General features: G+C 38.0%; 17 protein-coding genes. 10 read left to right on the plus strand and 7 right to left on the minus strand.

Annotation, left to right across the window (positions count from 1 at the left end; all coding sequences use genetic code 11):
* Window positions 1-46: 46 nt before the first annotated feature.
* Together idi and gcvT are read left to right on the plus strand one after the other, a co-directional pair.
* Window positions 47-559, plus strand: coding sequence for an isopentenyl-diphosphate Delta-isomerase (gene idi, locus NBC122_RS00355; RefSeq protein ID WP_133438473.1), 513 nt, complete (start codon window positions 47-49; stop codon window positions 557-559).
* Window positions 560-824: 265 nt separating this feature from the next.
* Window positions 825-1904 carry a glycine cleavage system aminomethyltransferase GcvT gene (gene gcvT, locus NBC122_RS00360; protein ID WP_133438474.1) on the plus strand — a complete coding sequence of 360 codons (1080 nt, stop codon included), beginning with the start codon at window positions 825-827 and terminating at the stop codon, window positions 1902-1904.
* A 51-nt stretch (window positions 1905-1955) separates the two neighbouring features.
* On the opposite strand, the gene NBC122_RS14285 is transcribed toward gcvT, so the two are convergent.
* Both NBC122_RS14285 and NBC122_RS00365 read right to left on the minus strand, forming a co-directional pair.
* Complete coding sequence (locus NBC122_RS14285) at window positions 1956-2132, minus strand: hypothetical protein (RefSeq protein WP_165983169.1); 177 nt, start codon at window positions 2130-2132, stop codon at window positions 1956-1958.
* A 6-nt stretch (window positions 2133-2138) separates the two neighbouring features.
* Window positions 2139-2492, minus strand: a complete 354-nt coding sequence (locus tag NBC122_RS00365; RefSeq protein ID WP_133438475.1) for an arsenate reductase family protein — start codon at window positions 2490-2492, stop codon at window positions 2139-2141.
* 211 nt (window positions 2493-2703) lie between these two features.
* Between NBC122_RS00365 and NBC122_RS00370 the strand changes: the two genes are divergently transcribed.
* From NBC122_RS00370 to NBC122_RS00390, 5 genes are all read left to right on the plus strand, one after another.
* A complete protein-coding gene (locus NBC122_RS00370; RefSeq protein WP_133438476.1) occupies window positions 2704-3240 on the plus strand; it encodes a DUF488 domain-containing protein in 537 nt (178 codons plus the stop codon).
* Window positions 3241-3425: 185 nt separating this feature from the next.
* The gene (locus NBC122_RS00375) at window positions 3426-3635 is read left to right on the plus strand and encodes a hypervirulence associated TUDOR domain-containing protein (RefSeq protein ID WP_133438477.1); all 210 of its coding nucleotides are present in this window, start codon (window positions 3426-3428) and stop codon (window positions 3633-3635) included.
* Window positions 3636-3848: 213 nt separating this feature from the next.
* On the plus strand, window positions 3849-4730 hold the full coding sequence (locus NBC122_RS00380) for a LysR family transcriptional regulator (RefSeq protein ID WP_133438478.1): 882 nt from the start codon (window positions 3849-3851) through the stop codon (window positions 4728-4730).
* 80 nt (window positions 4731-4810) lie between these two features.
* Window positions 4811-5743 (plus strand): YeiH family protein, encoded by a 933-nt coding sequence (locus NBC122_RS00385; RefSeq protein WP_133438479.1) that lies wholly within the window; start codon window positions 4811-4813, stop codon window positions 5741-5743.
* A 163-nt stretch (window positions 5744-5906) separates the two neighbouring features.
* Window positions 5907-7178, plus strand: a complete 1272-nt coding sequence (locus tag NBC122_RS00390) for a chloride channel protein (RefSeq protein ID WP_133438480.1) — start codon at window positions 5907-5909, stop codon at window positions 7176-7178.
* Between the two features lie 208 nt (window positions 7179-7386).
* On the opposite strand, the gene ric is transcribed toward NBC122_RS00390, so the two are convergent.
* The 5 genes from ric to NBC122_RS00415 all read right to left on the minus strand — a co-directional run bounded on the left by ric (window position 7387) and on the right by NBC122_RS00415 (window position 14501).
* Window positions 7387-8100, minus strand: coding sequence for an iron-sulfur cluster repair di-iron protein (gene ric / locus NBC122_RS00395; RefSeq protein WP_133438481.1), 714 nt, complete (start codon window positions 8098-8100; stop codon window positions 7387-7389).
* 128 nt (window positions 8101-8228) lie between these two features.
* The gene (locus NBC122_RS00400; protein ID WP_133438482.1) at window positions 8229-8660 is read right to left on the minus strand and encodes an RrF2 family transcriptional regulator; all 432 of its coding nucleotides are present in this window, start codon (window positions 8658-8660) and stop codon (window positions 8229-8231) included.
* A 14-nt stretch (window positions 8661-8674) separates the two neighbouring features.
* Entirely contained in the window at window positions 8675-9049 is a 375-nt protein-coding gene (locus tag NBC122_RS00405; protein WP_246012406.1) for a hypothetical protein, read from the minus strand.
* A 69-nt stretch (window positions 9050-9118) separates the two neighbouring features.
* The gene (locus NBC122_RS00410; RefSeq protein WP_133438484.1) at window positions 9119-9589 is read right to left on the minus strand and encodes an Lrp/AsnC family transcriptional regulator; all 471 of its coding nucleotides are present in this window, start codon (window positions 9587-9589) and stop codon (window positions 9119-9121) included.
* A 130-nt stretch (window positions 9590-9719) separates the two neighbouring features.
* A complete protein-coding gene (locus NBC122_RS00415) occupies window positions 9720-14501 on the minus strand; it encodes a translocation/assembly module TamB domain-containing protein (RefSeq protein ID WP_133438485.1) in 4782 nt (1593 codons plus the stop codon).
* Between the two features lie 4 nt (window positions 14502-14505).
* Here NBC122_RS00415 and tsaD point away from each other — a divergent pair, with 4 nt between their 5' ends.
* The 3 genes from tsaD to NBC122_RS00430 all read left to right on the plus strand — a co-directional run bounded on the left by tsaD (window position 14506) and on the right by NBC122_RS00430 (window position 17225).
* The gene (gene tsaD, locus NBC122_RS00420; protein ID WP_133438486.1) at window positions 14506-15540 is read left to right on the plus strand and encodes a tRNA (adenosine(37)-N6)-threonylcarbamoyltransferase complex transferase subunit TsaD; all 1035 of its coding nucleotides are present in this window, start codon (window positions 14506-14508) and stop codon (window positions 15538-15540) included.
* 66 nt (window positions 15541-15606) lie between these two features.
* Window positions 15607-16302, plus strand: a complete 696-nt coding sequence (locus tag NBC122_RS00425; RefSeq protein ID WP_133438487.1) for an RsmE family RNA methyltransferase — start codon at window positions 15607-15609, stop codon at window positions 16300-16302.
* Window positions 16303-16349: 47 nt separating this feature from the next.
* Window positions 16350-17225, plus strand: a complete 876-nt coding sequence (locus NBC122_RS00430; protein WP_133438488.1) for a hypothetical protein — start codon at window positions 16350-16352, stop codon at window positions 17223-17225.
* Window positions 17226-17320 lie beyond the last annotated feature (95 nt).

Raw genomic sequence — 17320 nt, forward strand, 5'->3', positions numbered from 1 at the left:
AGTTAAAAATTTTTCCAATAGATTTATTAATGTTAATTTTGTGAAGATGGAAGAACAAGTAGTTTTAATCTCAGAAAATGATGAAGTTCTGGGATTAATGGATAAAATGCAGGCCCACGAAAACGGAATTTTACACCGGGCTTTTTCGGTTTTTTTATTTAATGATCAGGGAGAAGTCCTTTTGCAAAAAAGAGCCGCCGAAAAATACCACTCCCCCAATCAATGGACGAATGCCGTCTGCTCGCACCCAAGAGTGAATGAAACCTATCTGGAAGCTGCACAGCGCAGATTAAAAGAAGAATTGGGAATTGAAGGAATGGAACTGACTCCAAGATTTCATTTCATCTATAAAGCAGATGTGGGCGGAAATCTCTGGGAACACGAACTCGACCATGTTTTTACCGGAACTTATAACGGTGATTTTACTTTGAACGCAGAAGAAGTTTCTGAAGTTCGATTTATCACAATGGAAGCACTCGATCAGGAAATGCACTCGAATCCGGAAAATTTCACTGAATGGTTTAAGATTATTCTGGGGGAATATAAGGATCGGTTGTAGATGGTGAATTAATGAATAGTCAATGGTGAAAGGTGAATAGTAAATTTGAAATACAAATACTCAATAACTCAACCACTCAAATACTCAACCACCCGGCTGCCGAAAACGCTTCATAAGAGAAACTGAAATAAATTATAGCCCCGATGGAAGCGGCATCCCACGAATCCACGACCGTGGTGAGTGGATACAGCGGACAGCGGGACCGGATTTTCTAAAAAATATAAATCGTGGTGCTCCTTTTAAAAAGAAATTAATAAAATAAAATATGAAAAGAACTCCTTTATTTGATAAACATGTGTCGCTGGGCGCGAAAATGGTCCCTTTTGCAGGTTTTGAAATGCCGGTGCAATATACCGGTGTAACGCAGGAGCATTTTGCGGTTCGCGAAAAAGTGGGCGTTTTTGATGTCTCACACATGGGTCAGTTTTTTGTTGAAGGCCCTAAAGCAAAGGATCTTCTGCAATATGTAGGCACCAATAATGTAGATACCCTGGAAAACGGGAAAGCGCAATACACGTGTTTGCCCAACGGAAACGGCGGAATTGTGGACGATTTGATCGTGTACAAAATGGCTGATGAAAAATATTTCGTGGTCGTAAATGCCTCTAATATCGATAAAGACTGGGCGCATATTTCGAAATATAACGAGCAGTTTGGTGCAAAATTAACCAATGCCTCGGATGAAATGTCTTTGTTGGCAATTCAGGGCCCAAAAGCCACGGAAACTTTGCAGAAACTAACCGACGTGAACCTTTCAGAAATAGCTTATTATCACTTTACGGTGGGAACGGTAGCGGGAGTTGCCGACGTGATTATTTCGAATACCGGTTATACGGGCAGCGGCGGTTTTGAAATTTATTTTAAAAACGAAGATGCCGTAAAACTTTGGGACTCGATCATCGAAGCAGGTGAAGAATTTGGAATCCTTCCGTGCGGATTGGCTTCCAGAGACACTTTGCGTTTGGAAAAAGGATTCTGTTTATACGGAAATGATATCGACGATACCACTTCTCCGCTCGAAGCCGGATTGGGCTGGATTACGAAATTCGACAAAGATTTCGTAGACAAAGAGCGTTTTGCAAAACAAAAAGAAGAAGGGATTACCAGAAAATTAGTCGGTTTTGAAATGCAGGAAAGAGCAATTCCAAGACACGATTATCTGGTGGTTGATGCTGAAGGAAATGAGATTGGGAAAGTAACTTCGGGAACAATGAGCCCGATGAAAGGAATCGGAATCGGTTTGGCGTACGTGGCAACCTCTCACAACAAAATAGGCTCGGATATTTTTATTCAGATCAGAAATAAGAATGTTCCGGCGAAAGTGGTAAAAACGCCTTTTGTTTAAAAATTACTTCCGAAAAATAGATAAAAGTCTGAAAATAGTTTTCAGACTTTTTTATTTGCAGACACTGCAGGTTCCGCCATTCTTCGCACAGTTTTTACATCCTGTACAATTTTTGCAGGCGGTACATTTTCCTTTGGGACTACATGACCGGCCATATTCGCTGGCGACGATGTATCCGCCAAAACCAAAATAGGAACTGATCAATAAAACGGTAAAAAAATTTCTCATATCTTTTTATTTATTGGTGAAAAACGCTTCTAAATTCTCAATATTCTTTTTCTCATTTCCTACGAAAACTTCCTGATCGGTAAGGAAAACCGGTCGCTTCAAAAACGAATAATGTTCTAAAATTAATTTTTTAAAATCGTCTTCTTTTAAAGATTTAAGATCGATACTGCGGGCTTTTATTTGGGTGGATCTTCTGCTGAACAGCGCTTCATAAGATTTTGCATGTGCATACATTTGAGCCAGTTCTTCTTCGGTAACCGGTGCACTTTTCAGTTCACGAAGTTCCCAACCGGAAAGGTCGAACATTTTTAAAATCTTGGTACAGGTTCCACAGGTTTTGAGATAAAATACTTTTTGCATATTTCAAATTTAAGGATAAATTCAGAAATGCTACAACTGGCTTGCAAATGATTTCAATTTCCAAATACCATTAATAATCAGCGGCACATTAATAATTACATTTCTACGCTCCTTTGGACGGGATTTCAAAATTAACCAGCACATGAAGGATGCTTTCATTTAAAATATTTAATTTTGATATGAATAATAAAGAACCTCTTTAATTTTTAAAATGAAACCACCGGAAAAACCAACTATTTATACCATTGGTCACTCCACCAGAAGTATTGAAGAATTTCTGGAACTGCTGCTTTCATTTAAAATTAAAGTTTTGGCGGACATCCGCAGATTACCCGGTTCCAGGAAATATCCGCAGTTTAATCAGGATCATTTGAAAAAATCACTGGAAGAAAACGGAATTGAATATCTATATATTGAAAATTTAGGCGGGCGGCGAAAAGTCTCGCCAACTTCGAAAAACATCCTCTGGAACAATAAGTCTTTTCAGGCTTACGCCGATTATATGGAAAGCGAATCCTTTGAAAACGGCGATGATGAATTACAAAAATCAGCTTTAAGAAAACCAACGGCAATGATGTGTTCAGAAGCGGTTTGGTGGCGCTGTCACCGTTCGATGGTTTCGGATTATCTGAAAGCGAAAGGTTGGGAAGTTCTGCATATTATGTCGGTCGGGATAGCGACGGAACATCCTTATACTTCTCCAGCAAGAGTTGTGGGCGAGAAGGTTTTTTATTCGGAAAAAGACTGATTTAGAATGCCACGAAAAGTTTTCATTTCACCGCAAAAGATAAAAGAGCAATTCTAAAATTAATAATTCAAAGTTTGGAAAAGGAAAGTTCCTGATTCATGTCTAGATTTCGTTTGAACAGGTGAAAGGGTATTTTTTTGAATGTTTTATGATGAATATTTTGGGTTTAAAGTAAAAATTTAAAAATGAAAACAAAATTTAAAATCGGAGATAAAGTCAGTTGGAATTCTGAAGCCGGAAGAGTTTCGGGAACTGTTATTAAAGTTCATACCAAAGATTTTGATTACAAAGGTTATACGCATCATGCCACAGAAGACGATCCGCAATATGAAATCAAAAGCAGCAAAACCGATCATATCGCGGCACACAAAGGTGCTGCGCTGACGAAAGAATAATATTCAAAGAAATAGTGTGAATCTTTTTTACCGCAAAAGCAACAATAGCTTTTTACTGATTATCTCATAAAAAGTCTGAAAGGATTGAGAAAAGCAAGGTTTTATCTGTTGCAAACTTTTTGTAAACCTTTATTCTTCTTATTTATCTTTGATCCCTTTTTGTGTTTAAAATTAAAAAACCGCATTTTTACAACCTACTTTAATGCTACAAAAATGTTTGATTACCGACTGAAAGTTTTTCACACCGTTGCGAACCGCCTGAGCTTTACAAAAGCCGCAAATGAACTGAGCATTTCGCAACCCGCGGTGACCAGACATATCAAAGAAATAGAAAATCAACTGAACACGAAATTATTCAACCGAAACGGCACTTCGATTCAGCTGACCGCAAGCGGTAAGATTTTGCTGTCCTACGCCGAAAAAATCCGAAACCTTTCCCGTGACCTGGAATTTGATATTTCTCAACTTAACAAACACGCAAAAGGCAAACTGAAAATCGGCGCGAGCACCACGATTGCACAATATATTTTACCGGAAATTCTGGCAAAATTCCATTCCTATTATAAAGAAATCGACATCGAACTGGTGACGCGCAATTCCGAAGACATTTCGACTTTGCTGAAAAACGGGCAGATCGATTTGGGTATCGTAGAAGGTGCTTCGCAGTCTTCTTTTTTTGATTATCAGATTTTCAAACCAGATGAAATTGTACTGGTTTGTAAAGCCGGTCACCCTTTGGCAAATAAAACGTTGAAACTGAATGATCTCTATACAATCGATTGGATATTTCGCGAGCAAGGTTCGGGAACACAGGAGTTCATTCAAAATCAGCTGCAACAAAACGGGATCGACCTCAAACTTTTAACAACGGTGATGCAGTTGGGAAGCAGCGAAAGCATTAAAAATTATTTGCTGCATTCTGAAGCGATGGCGTTTCTTTCCGTCAGCACGGTTTTGCAGGAACTTAAAAATGAGCAACTCAGTATCATCGATATTAAGAACTTCACTATTGAAAGGAATTTTCACTTTATCACGCTGAAAGGCGAACAGTCAGAACTCATCCATCTCTTTCTAAAATTCATTAGTTATAATTAAAAGTTATAGTCAAAAACAAAATGTGATTTATTTTTGAATAACAAATAACAGACCTTTGCATCTGAAAATAAAATCATCAGATGAAAACTATTAATAAAGTTCTTTTACAAAAACTCCTGTTTTTCGTTTTAGCCATTTTCTGTATCTCACCCTTCGCTTCTTCACCGGTTGCACTGGCTTTGGGAATCGCTTTTACCATTATTATCGGGAATCCTTATGAACAGTATCTTCACAAATACATTCATCTGTTACTGCAGATATCGATTGTAGGTTTAGGATTCGGACTCAAATTGGATGAAGCGCTGCAGGCCGGAAAAGAAGGAATCACTTTAACGGTGATGAGTATTTCTACGGTCATGATTCTCGGCTACTTTCTGGGAAAATTATTAAAATTAGAAAAACCTTTATCTTATTTAATTTCCGTGGGAACGGCTATTTGTGGCGGAAGTGCGATTGCTGCGGTTTCACCGATTATCAAACCGAGTACGAAACAAATATCATTGGCCCTGGCAGTTGTTTTCACGCTTAATTCGGTCGCGCTGTTTATTTATCCCGCACTCGGACATCTGCTTCACATGACTCAGGAACAGTTCGGATTATGGTGCGCGATTGGAATCCACGATACAAGTTCTGTCGTTGGGGCAGCCAATAAATATGGAGATATCGCTTTGAAAACCGCAACCACGGTAAAACTTTCAAGAGCTTTATGGATTATTCCGATGTCACTTTTAACGATGGTATTTTTTAAAACCAAAGGTGCAAAAGTGAAGATTCCCTGGTTTATCGGCTATTTCATCGCAGCGATTATCCTTAATACCTACTTCCCTGTTTTCGATGGTTTCAGCAAAGTTGCAACGGTCGCCGCAAAATCAGGATTGAATTTAACTTTATTTTTTATCGGTACTACCATCTCTGTTCAAACCCTGAAAACAATAAGTTGGAAACCTCTGTTTCTTGCCATTGTTCTTTGGGTGACCGTGAGTGTCGGAAGTTTACTTTTCATTTTAAAGTAAATCTTCCGCTTAAAATCAATGCCGATTTCGCCGGAATCCTGTTTTCACAAAAGTTTCGTTAAATTTGCAGTGTTAAATTTTGCTTTTTCTCACTTTCGTTTTTACAGAAAAAATTGAAATCAAAGCAAATTCACTTTATTTTCATTCATTTTAAAGGAATCCCTTGGAAAGAAAAAAAATCGTCACCCAGCATTATTTCCGGCTCATCGTTTCATCATTAACGGTAGGATTGGCAAGTGCCATATTGGCTTTTGCTCTCAAACACAGCACCGAATTTTTCGAACATTATTTTTTTGATTTTATCCGTCATCAATATGCACCGCTCTTTATTATCTTACCGTCAGTCGGAATTACCGCCATCTACTTTTTAAGAAAATATCTTTTCAAAAACAGAAAGAATAAAGGAATCACAGAGATTTACAAAACACTTGATCAGCGGAAAGACCATCTGCCTCTATTTAAAATTCCGTCACATTTTGTGAATGGATTCCTGACTGTCATTTTCGGCGGTTCTACCGGAGTTGAAGTTTCTACGGTGGTTGCCACAGCGACTATTGGGAATTACGCTTACGAAAAAGAATTCTCGGCGCGGATGTATAAACGGGAATTAATCTGTGCGGGAGTGGTCGCGGGAGTTGCGGTTTTATTCACCAGCCCGCTTGCCGGATTTCTATTTGCGCTGGAAGTAATTGCGCGAAAAACAAGAAAGTCACTGGTTATTTCGTGCACCGTTTCAGCTTTGCTCAGCTGGTTATTTATTGAATTATTCGATTCTGAAACCATACTTTCTGTAAAAGCGCAGAACTGGAATTATGAAGCAATCCCTTTCTTTTTAGTTTTAAGTATTTTAGGCGGAATACTTTCTGTTTACTTTACGCTGTTGGTCACGAGAATGAAAAAGATTTTCAGCACTATTTCGAATAATTTTATTCGGGTGAATCTGGGAGCCATCGCGGTCGGAACATTGATTTTCTTTTTCCCCACTTTATATGGAGACAGTTATCACGGATTGCGGGAAATTCTGGATCAGTCCTTAACGGTTTCCAGCATCCCGGTTTTATTTCTTCTTGCGGTGGCGGTTCTGAAACCATTAGCTTCCTCCTTAACTTTGGGAGCTGGCGGAGACGGAGGCGTTTTCGCGCCCAGTATCGTAGCCGGTGCTTTTTTGGGATTAATGGTGGCCTTCATTGGAAACAATTATTTCGGGATGAATTTAATTCCGGTTAATTTTGCGCTGCTCGGTGCGGCGGTTACTTTATCGGCCTCTTTGTATGCCCCTTTTACTTCGGTGGTTTTAATCTGCAATCTTCTTCCGGACGGCTATGTTTTGTTTGTTCCTATTTTGGTTTGCTGCTTTATTTCTCATCAGTTTGCGAAAAAACTTCTTCCGTATAATGTTTATACGTACGACTTTTATCTGAGTTCGAAAATTTAGAGATAATGTATTAAACCTTTTTTTTCCTCAAAAGAGACAAAAGTTTAATGCAGATCAATAGTTGCTCAAAAGAATACAAAAACTAAATTTTCATTTTGATTGTTCTGATCTTTTTACTTTTAAAAAATCGGAAAATCCCTTAATTCTAAATAGAAATCCACCTCATCAAAATGAAGTGGATTTCAGTAAAAAAACAGAAAATTAAAATTTAGAATGTTTTCTCTAAAGCGATTGCTTTTGGAAAAAGAATATTGTTTTCTAAATGAATGTGGGTATGCAGATCTTTTTCAAAATCCTCAAGCATTTTATAAGTGACCTGATACGTTCCACAGGCATCTGCGGGGAATTGATAATTATTGGTTAAGTCCGCAATTTTCACAAACCGCTCACCTTCTACGGTATGCTCATGTTTCATCATCGCCACGGGACTTTCTACGGTTCCAAAATTGGGACTTGCCAGCGGTTCGCCTGTTTGTTTTGCGTTCACCATTTTTTTAATGAAAGGGAAAAGAATTAATTCTTCTTTTTTCATGTGTGCTGCCAATTCGTGAGCGCTTTCTGTGAATAATTTTGCGATTTCAAATAATTCCGGATGTCTGTCGCCATGAACTTTGCACAGTTTATTTAAATATTGAATGAGTACGGTGGAGTTTTCTTCTACATAACGGTGATGGGTTTTCTCCACATAATCTGCCAATAAATCCAGTGGCCAGGAATTAAAATCGATATCGCCCGATTTTAGATTTGCAACATTTGCCAATTCATTATAAATATCTTCTGCCCGGTATTTTTTGTTCTCGCACGCTTCTTCTACGGTTCGGTTTCCTTTGCAGCAAAAATCGATTTTATATTTGCGGAATATCTGTGCTGCTCTGAAATCTTCTGCTACCAGTTCGCCGATGGTTTTTTCTTTCGTTAACATGATGTCTTATTTAATATTATGATACAAATGTACACAATATTTTAATTCGGACAAAATTATCTTAATTAAAAATACTAAAATTATAAATCCTATTTTTGATAAAATTTAAATAAAGTTTAAAGGGAAAATTATTTCAGCCAAACCAGACCGGTTTCGGTTTTTATAGCCAAATCGTAAAAAGAATATTTCTGTACCATGGCTACCAAACCATTCCGTACTTCTTTGAAATCGTCGTGAACGGGACAGGGATTTTCTGAGGAACATTTATGCAGTCCCAGTCCGCAGTTGGTAAAAATTCCGTCGCCGTCGATCAACTGAACAACATCGAAAATTTTGATTTGTTTTTGCCGTTCCACCGGAAAAATAAAACCACCCTGCTTCCCGCGAATGGATTCCACAATGTTTTCACGGCAAAGTTGCTGCAGAATTTTAGCGGTAAAAGCTTCGGGTGCATTTACTGCTTTGGCAACTTCTTTTACATTGGCACGCCGCTCCTGATTGCTTTGCTGGGCAATATAAATCGTTGCTTTGATCGCGTATTCGCAGGCTTTGGAAAACATCTGTTATAATACTATTATTTAAAAAACTGCCATTTCGGAATGATCACAAAGAGCCCCAGACTGGTGTAGAGAAACATATTGGTCACATCGGTATAGAGAAAAGTAGACAGAAAGAAATTATGCGCCATAAAATGCGTTACGACTGCGGCGGGAAAAACATAGGCAGCGATCTTTTTGTAGAAAAAGATAAATACCACTGAAATAACCATCAGCAGGTCGATTAAAAATATAAAATAAAAATATCCGAGCGGAATATTGATTTCCTGACGTTGTGTAAACTCATCCAGGTCGATTCCCGCGCCCATGAGCGAGAAAAGCATCAGCGCAGCCAATGCTAAAACAAATCCGAAATTTTTCTTTGGACTTTCACCTTCAAAATTATTATTCATAATGGTAAAAATAAAAAAACTTTTGATAAGAAATCAAAAGTTTTAGTTATTGTTGATATAAATCAGTGTTTATATCGAAACAGCCCGGATCAATCTATTTTTATCGGAGATATGTTCTTCCATAGAAATCATACTTTCCGTTCTCATCACATCCTGGATGTCGTCTATCTGATATATAATTCTTTTGGCATCCTCTGTATTTTTTGCTTTTACTTTGCAGAAGATATTGTATTTCCCAGAAATTACACTTGCTTCTATAACATTTGGAATGGTGGCCAGTTCTTTTAAAACTTCCTGGGTTCTGTTTGACTTGGTCAAAAGGATTCCGATAAAAGCGGTAAAGTGGTAATCTAATTTCGAGTAATCAATGTTCAGTGAAGAGCCTAAGATAATTCCTGCGTCTTCCATTTTTTTTACACGTACGTGGATGGTCCCTGCAGAAACATCCATTTGTTTTGCAATTTCTGTAAAGGGCATTCTGGTATTTTCAACTAAAAAGTCCAGAATTTTCTTGTCTATTTCGTCGAGTTGATAATTCATTATATTGATTTTATATATTTATTAATAGTATGTCAAATTTTTTGCAAAATTACAAAAAAATATGAATACACGAAAATTATATCAAACATTAATAAATTTTAACTAAATGACCGCTTTTACATAAACATTCTTAATTTTCAGACTTCTTTTTAGTAGAATCTATTTTATTTTCAGGCAAATCGGGCTTTTGATTTTTGTTATTTTTCTTTCTTTTAAATATTGTATTGAAACTTTTACTGTACACCACCCCTATTCCGTAACTTTGGTTAGCGCCGGCATTGGCTGCCTCCGTTCCGTTGAGTCCAATATTGGTAGGTTTTGAATAAGCACGCAGTAATCGGGTGCCGTCATTTTTCTTTGACCAGTCGTACTCTACAATTCCTTCTCCGGAAAGATAATCACTGCTTGCAGTTTCGGATTTTGAAATAGGAATTCCTAAACCGGTTTTAACAGTCGTTCTCGGCGAGAGGGCAAAACTTAAACTTGCGTTGGCCCGGTCTCCGGTATTGGAGGAGGCGTCACCTTTCAGGTAATTCAAATCGACTTGAAACTCATTACTGATTGTATTTAAAACGGAACCTAACTGCTTAAATAACATATTATACCCGGAACTTTCAGCAAAATTCCCGATGTTAACGTCAAATCCTGAATTGGTGTTGTTGAAACTGTTTAAAACCAAAACCGACCCAAACTGGATGATTTTTTCGTCCTCGTTACTCATTTTTTGGGCAAGAGTTTCTTTCACACTGCTGGAAACATCCTGTGCAGAGACACCAAGTTCTATTTTCGGATTATTAAGCGTTTGGGATATTTTTGTAGAAAGCACAATATTAATGGGTTGTAAAGTTCCCAGATTCAGATATTGTCCGGCGTTGGTTACGGTTCGCAGATAAGTGGCATTAATGTCTAATTGCGGTGCCATCGCATTGCCGTCCCACCGGATGGAGCTTCCTTTCGCAATCTGAAAAGTCCGGCTCAGGATTGCTTTGGAAACAAAGGTTCCATTATCCACGATATAATTTCCGTTCATCGAGATCGCTCCCGTTCTGCTCATGGTAAACCGCAGCCTTTCGGAATTTCCCCGGACCGTTATATCACCAATATCATTTCCTACTAATACATTTACTGTTGTTCCTTTATCGACTTCCAGGTTGAAATCGACATTCATATTGGCTCCGGATTTTTTCTTTTTTTCTGTGGTGACCGCACCGGTCTCGTCTCTTTTCAAAAAACGCAGCATTTTAAACTCTTCTACATTGGAGGTTGAATTGGAATTAAATGTAAAGACTGAATTGTTAAGCGCACGCATTTCGGGCGTAGAAATATTTAGTCCGGTAACAGGTCCGTCTACATAGATAGTTCCGTTACCATAAACTCTTCCCCAAAATAAATCGTAATCTTTTTGAGTGGTATTCAGCAACAAAAGATTATCCGCACGCATCACTAAGTTGACTCCCATTGAAGATAAAGTCTCAAACTGAATCGCCCCGGAAATTGTACCGCGGGAATTGGTTCTACCGTCCTTCACCCCAATATCATTCAAAATAGCCAAGCCTCTTGATAAGGAAACTACGGTATCGTCAAAGGAATAATCAACACCCGTAAAATCTAGTTTCAACCCGAATTTTTTCAGCACGATATCCCCACTATAATCCATATCATTGAGCTGCCCGGCAATGCGCAGATCACCAGAAGCTTTCCCCCGAATATTAGAAAATACTCCTTCTACAAATTGTTGTGCAAACGCCAGATCAAAATCATTCATTCTGGCCACCAGATCAAGTGATGGCGAAGCAGTATTGTTATTAATGGTGCCTGTTAAATGAAGATTATTATCTCCTAACATCCCACTGGATATCACTTTCGCATCCACATCAAATACATTTGGAATGGGACTGTTTTTCGTAAGAATCTCTATTTTCCCCATTTCATTACCGTTCATGAAAATGTCTGTAATGGCAATATTTATGAGTGGCTCGAGATTATTTTTATTCATTTTAATATCAAATGTGCCGTTGGCAATTCCCTTGACATCCATGTCGTTTTTGTTCTTAATCAAAGCAAATACTTTCGCGACATCTACATTCCGAATTTCGCCCTCTGCGGAGAAATCCTTCGCTGATTTAAAAATGGATTCTTTTAAAAACAGCTCGCTTTTATCTGAATAAAGCCTTAGATTTTGAATAAAGAAATCACCCGTTTTTTTCCGGTAAGTAATCGAGTGATCGAAGGCCGGATCGGTATCTACACTCCACGCAATATCATTAAATTTAACCGTAGTGGGCTCGAAGCGGAAAACAAAATCGCCCTGGCTGTTGGTACTTTGGTTAAGATTGATGGTATATTCTTTCAGTTCCTGTTTCACTTCCTCTTCGGGAGAACCGAGTTTAAAGTTAGCCGCAATATGCAGGACTTGATTCCTTTCATTGGTACCGCTTAAAGTAATGTCTTTCAGAATATTTTGATTGTATTCTATCCGGTTTATTTTTGCGAAAATCTGTTCCTCTAAATTCGCTGTGTTTATTCTGACCGTCAACTGATCAATCATCGCGCTGTCTTTTGAAATCTGGTCTCTTTCATTTACCTTATATGCGGGATTTGCTTTGGCAAGTGCTTTATCAGCCTCTGTGATTTCTTCTTTTTTGGTCATCACATATTTCAACACCTCAGCATCTACATTCAGAATTAAATTATTTGAATTGCCGTCATAAGAACCATCAACAGTCGCGCCTTTCGGGAGATGAAGTTCAGGCATAAAATAATTGACAAGATCCTGTCTGACTTCAAAATTCATCGCAAAGTTTTGCCCACGGTATAATTTTCGCGGCGGCGGGCCTACCAATATTTTCCCGAAACCATTTTCAACCATTCCGGCTAAATCGCCCAGATTAAATTTCCCATCGATCTTTCCTTTGACCGCCCCCGGTGCGTCTACAGAAACAATCCGGTTTCCATTTTCGAAAAACGCTTTTACGTCGGCATTAGGAATCGTAAACTTTTGATTGTTCGCCGCAAACTTCACATTTTGCAGATTAGCATCTAAAGTTAAATCGTTAATATTGGTCATCGATATCTTTCCATTAACCACGCCGCTCACAGCCTGAGTTCCTTTTGTACCCGTAAAATAATTGAGGTTTAAATAATCCACACTCGCATTGACATCGGCAATAAGTTTTGAAGTACTGAAATCGATGAGTCCTTTTATAGTGGCTTTTGCCTGATCGTCATTTACATTAATGATTCCGTTGTATTTTTTATGATCGAGAATCCCTTCTAAATAAACATTATTAATGACTTTATCGGTAATTTCAATTTTCGAGATCTGCGATTTTGTTCTCAAAACCATCGTGTTGACATCAAAACTTCTCCCATCAACATTAAACTTTCCACTGATTAAACCCACTTCTTTACTTTTGGTAATGACGGAAGAATTCAAATCATTGACTTCAGCAAAACCACGGTATTTTGGTAAATCTGTACTGTAATCTTCTAAATAAAAATTGGTGATTTTTGCCTGTCCGATTCCGGTAATCAATTTTGCGTTCGGAACAAAAACCTGTTTGGGAGTTACCCGCGCTGCACCGTCATATTTTATTCTTCCAAAATCATCGGCGAAATTTTTCATCTTTGAAGAAATGAAAGTGGGCATCATCGCCTTTAAATCTTTATAGGTAAAATCGGTAGAAAGCGTATTGGTTTCAATCTGAAAATTATCCTGCAAAATATGGGTTACGTTCATTGTTTTGGTCTTAATATTGACCTGTGGATTTCTAATCAGGAAATTATTGAGCGTAAATTTATTTAATGGGCCGGCCATTTTTCCGGAAATATTGATGGGTTTATAATTATCCCAGTCGGTCACAAAATAACTGATATCATAACCACTGATCTGACTACCCTGCTGAAGATTCAAATCCCACCGGACTTTATTAGTGAAATCTTGCCAGGATCCGTCATTGAGATTAAATTTAACATCACCCTGAAGCAAGGAATGATCGGTATTAAGCGTTAAATCTTTGAGTAAAAGAAAGTCATGTTTTAAAGAAAACTCGGTAGAAAACGTATCTACAAAATGTTTTTTACCCCATCTTTCGGTGGTAAACCGCATATTGTTAATTTGGGCAGAAACCTCTGAACCAAGCACCGTTAGTTCCGGAATCACAAGATTTACATTTTGGGCATCAAGCCATTTCCCAGCCTCACCCTCTGTATTTTGATTAATAATGGAAATTTTTGAGTTGGTAATATAAACCCGTGATTTTAATTGAAAAGGCTCTCTCGGCACCGCAGGAGCGGGACCATTAAATAAATCTACAAAACGGATAAAATTAGATATGCTGTCACCTTTGTAAGTAATTACTTTAAGATCAAGTTCATCTAAAGATAAGGACTGAAACTGTAAATTCCGGGAGTCACTGATAATTGAAAACCAGTCGGAATCAGCATACATTTCTTTTGCTTTTAAAAACTGAAAGTTTTTGTAATCTTTCACCGCCACATTATGAATGTAGATATCACCAAAATAACTCACATCCACACTTTCAAAAGACATGTTCGCATTCAAATCTTTATTAAGTTTGATAATTACTTTTTGCGCTGCCCAGTTTTTGGTTGCAGGCAAACTCACAATGACAATAAAAGAAAAAACCAGAAAAAGAAAAGTCCAAAACATGACGAGCAGTAATTTTGCCCACCATTTATAACTTATAACATCTTTTGCGGCTTGCTCACCAAATTCCTTGGCCGTTTCTACAGGATGATTGATGGCATCAGAAGCAAGATCCGCTGCACCTTTCACTGTTTCTTTTACAGAATCCTGAACATTTTCCACGCCTTTCTGCACAGAATCCCCAATGTTTTCTGCAATTGATTTTTTGTTTTCTTTATCGTTATTATTCTCTAAATTTGCCATTGTTATGAGTGACTCAATAATTTTAGGGATTGAATCTTCCTGCGACGACACTTCTGCTGCCGTTCTCAAAGGGAATATCATCCTCTCCAACATCGCTGCCAATCAGGAAATCCACAACGAATATGGTGGTGTGGTTCCGGAATTGGCGTCTCGTGCGCATCAACAAAACATTATCCCGGTTGTCCGAAAAGCAGTCGATAAAGCAAATATACAACAAAAAGATATTTCTGCGGTCGGTTTTACAAGAGGGCCTGGACTTTTAGGATCTCTTTTGGTCGGAACTTCTTTCGCTAAATCATTAGCAATGAGTTTAAATATTCCTTTAATTGAGGTGAATCATCTCCAGGCGCATATTTTAGCTCATTTTATCGATGATGCAAATCCCCAGCCACCGAAATTCCCTTTCCTCTGTCTCACCGTTTCCGGAGGGCATACCATGATCGTGGTGGTCAGAGATTATTTCGATATGGAAATTATCGGAAAAACCATTGATGATGCTGCTGGTGAAGCTTTCGATAAAATCGGTAAAATTTTCGGTTTAGATTATCCTGCGGGACCAATAATTGACAGATTATCAAAAAACGGCGATGGAAATTCGTTTAAATTCAATAAACCACGGATAGAAAATTACAATTATTCTTTTAGTGGAATTAAAACTTCTGTGCTTTATTTCATCCAGAAAGAAGTTCGTAAAAACCCAGATTTCATTAAAGAAAACCTCAACGATTTATGTGCTTCTGTACAGCAGACCCTCGTTGAAATTTTAATGGATAAATTAGAAAAAGCGGCCGAAGAACTTAATATCAGAGAAGTTGCTATTGCCGGTGGCGTCTCCGCCAATTCCGCTTTACGGGAAGCGATGCAGAAAAACGCCGAGAAATTAGGATGGAATATTTACATCCCGAAATTTGAATATACCACGGATAATGCTGCGATGATTGCAATGGTCGCCAAGTTAAAATTTGACCGTGGCGAATTTACCGATTTATCAGTTTCTGCCACGGCAAGATATGATATTGAGGAGGAGGGGTTTAAGTAATTGTTGGGTGATGGATGTTGGGTGCTTGAAATGTTAAGTGTTGAAAGATATAATAAAGAATAAATTATGAAACTTTTTTTTGGAGAGGTAGTTCCCGAAGTCAAAATCAACGGAGAAGAACAAACGCATATCGTAAAAGTTTTGCGGATGAGATCCGGGGAAGAGATTGCGTTGACCGATGGCAAAGGAAATCTCGCAAAAGGAACTCTTTTATTTGAAGGAAAAAAAGTGTCGCTCGACGTACAAGAAATTCAGGAGCATCTTCCTAATTTCCCGACGCAACTTCACATCGCAATTGCGCCGACGAAAAATATCGACCGCATCGAATTCTTTGTTGAAAAAGCGACAGAAATGGGAATTGCAGAAATCACTTTATTGCAAACCGAAAAAACAGAACGTAAAAACCTGAATATTGATAAGTTGCGAAAACAAACGATTGCAGCTTCAAAACAAAGTCTGCGCTTTCATTTTCCCAAAGTGAATGATTTGACAAAGTTTTCTGACTTTATCAAAGACATTAATCCTGAAACCACTTTTGTAGCCCACTGCGACGAAAACCTGGAACGAACTGATTTAAAACAGATTAACGCGCAGAAGAACATCACTTTTCTCATTGGTCCCGAAGGTGATTTTTCTCCTAATGAGATTAAAATTTTAGCTGAAAAAGGAGTAAAAGCAGTTTCGCTTGGGAACCAAAGATTACGCACAGAGACCGCAGGTGTTTTTGTAGCAGCCTGGAATTATTTTATTAACTTCGAATAAGAGTGAGATAGAGTAAGCGATTCAAAATAATTTAAACTAAATCAGCAATGTGGAAAAATTATCTTTACTCAGCATTTCTAATTATTTTGTTTCTATTTCCCTGTTGCATTCCGTCGCAGACGCTGATCAACCACACGACCAATTATTTTGGTCCAAACGCCAATCCTGTACCGGATTTCACGAGTGCTACCATTCCAAAAAACACTGAATTCTCTGTGTATTGCGACTATTATTTTGGCTATGGAGACCAGACAGCTGATCAATTATTAAAAGTAGAAATCCCCTTACTCCCTGAAAAAATATCTGTAAAGCTGTGGATCGTTCCTATCGAATATTACACGGTGACTGATGCTGTTAAAGAACGGAGAATGATGAGCAGAAATTCAGGTTTAGCGTCGGGTGATTTTTATCTGCAAACCAGAATAGCGCTTTTCAACGAAAAAGAACATAAAATTGCGGTCATATTCAACGCTACCTTAAAAACTGCGTCAGGAAGTGATTTTATTAACAGAAGATTCTTTAATACTGCCGGCTACTATTTTGACACCGAAATTGGCAAAAGCTTTATAGTACGTGGTTTCCTCAATGAAATCCGTTTGGTTGCCAATGCTGGATTTTACTCCTGGGATGTACAGACTCCCAATAACAATGTGCAGGATGACGCCGTGATGTACGGTTTAAAAGTAATTTTGAAAAAGAAAAACCTATCCTGGGAAAACACTATTTCCGGTTACAGCGGTTGGATCAAAAGGGCTGATGACTACGGGGACAGACCGATTGTTCTGGCAACAAAACTTAATTTAAAAGGTAAGAAAAATACGTACTTTTTGCAGTACCAATACGGAATTAAATATTTCCCATTTAATCAAATCAGAATTGGAGCAGTTTTTCCGCTTGCGGCATTGACTCCAAATTTTTTTTAAATAAATTTCAACCTTCATAGCTCCTAAAATTTATTTAAACTTTTTCACAACTTTGTAAAATGGACTTTCATTTCCTACAATTTTTCTTCCGAAAG

Origin of the sequence: Chryseobacterium salivictor, assembly GCF_004359195.1 — a bacterium.
Classification (GTDB): domain Bacteria; phylum Bacteroidota; class Bacteroidia; order Flavobacteriales; family Weeksellaceae; genus Kaistella; species Kaistella salivictor.

Excerpts from the sequence above, each read along its gene's own strand:
- NBC122_RS00365 (WP_133438475.1), bottom strand. The coding sequence starts at position 2,492 with ATGCAAAAAGTATTTTATCTCAAAACCTGTGGAACCTGTACCAAGATT.
- NBC122_RS14285 (WP_165983169.1), bottom strand. The coding sequence starts at position 2,132 with ATGAGAAATTTTTTTACCGTTTTATTGATCAGTTCCTATTTTGGTTTT.
- gcvT (WP_133438474.1), top strand. The coding sequence starts at position 825 with ATGAAAAGAACTCCTTTATTTGATAAACATGTGTCGCTGGGCGCGAAA.
- NBC122_RS00430 (WP_133438488.1), top strand. The coding sequence starts at position 16,350 with ATGTGGAAAAATTATCTTTACTCAGCATTTCTAATTATTTTGTTTCTA.
- idi (WP_133438473.1), top strand. The coding sequence starts at position 47 with ATGGAAGAACAAGTAGTTTTAATCTCAGAAAATGATGAAGTTCTGGGA.
- NBC122_RS00410 (WP_133438484.1), bottom strand. The coding sequence starts at position 9,589 with ATGAATTATCAACTCGACGAAATAGACAAGAAAATTCTGGACTTTTTA.
- NBC122_RS00415 (WP_133438485.1), bottom strand. The coding sequence starts at position 14,501 with ATGGCAAATTTAGAGAATAATAACGATAAAGAAAACAAAAAATCAATT.
- NBC122_RS00375 (WP_133438477.1), top strand. The coding sequence starts at position 3,426 with ATGAAAACAAAATTTAAAATCGGAGATAAAGTCAGTTGGAATTCTGAA.
- NBC122_RS00425 (WP_133438487.1), top strand. The coding sequence starts at position 15,607 with ATGAAACTTTTTTTTGGAGAGGTAGTTCCCGAAGTCAAAATCAACGGA.
- NBC122_RS00380 (WP_133438478.1), top strand. The coding sequence starts at position 3,849 with ATGTTTGATTACCGACTGAAAGTTTTTCACACCGTTGCGAACCGCCTG.
- NBC122_RS00385 (WP_133438479.1), top strand. The coding sequence starts at position 4,811 with ATGAAAACTATTAATAAAGTTCTTTTACAAAAACTCCTGTTTTTCGTT.
- tsaD (WP_133438486.1), top strand. The coding sequence starts at position 14,506 with ATGAGTGACTCAATAATTTTAGGGATTGAATCTTCCTGCGACGACACT.
- ric (WP_133438481.1), bottom strand. The coding sequence starts at position 8,100 with ATGTTAACGAAAGAAAAAACCATCGGCGAACTGGTAGCAGAAGATTTC.
- NBC122_RS00400 (WP_133438482.1), bottom strand. The coding sequence starts at position 8,660 with ATGTTTTCCAAAGCCTGCGAATACGCGATCAAAGCAACGATTTATATT.
- NBC122_RS00405 (WP_246012406.1), bottom strand. The coding sequence starts at position 9,049 with ATGAATAATAATTTTGAAGGTGAAAGTCCAAAGAAAAATTTCGGATTT.
- NBC122_RS00370 (WP_133438476.1), top strand. The coding sequence starts at position 2,704 with ATGAAACCACCGGAAAAACCAACTATTTATACCATTGGTCACTCCACC.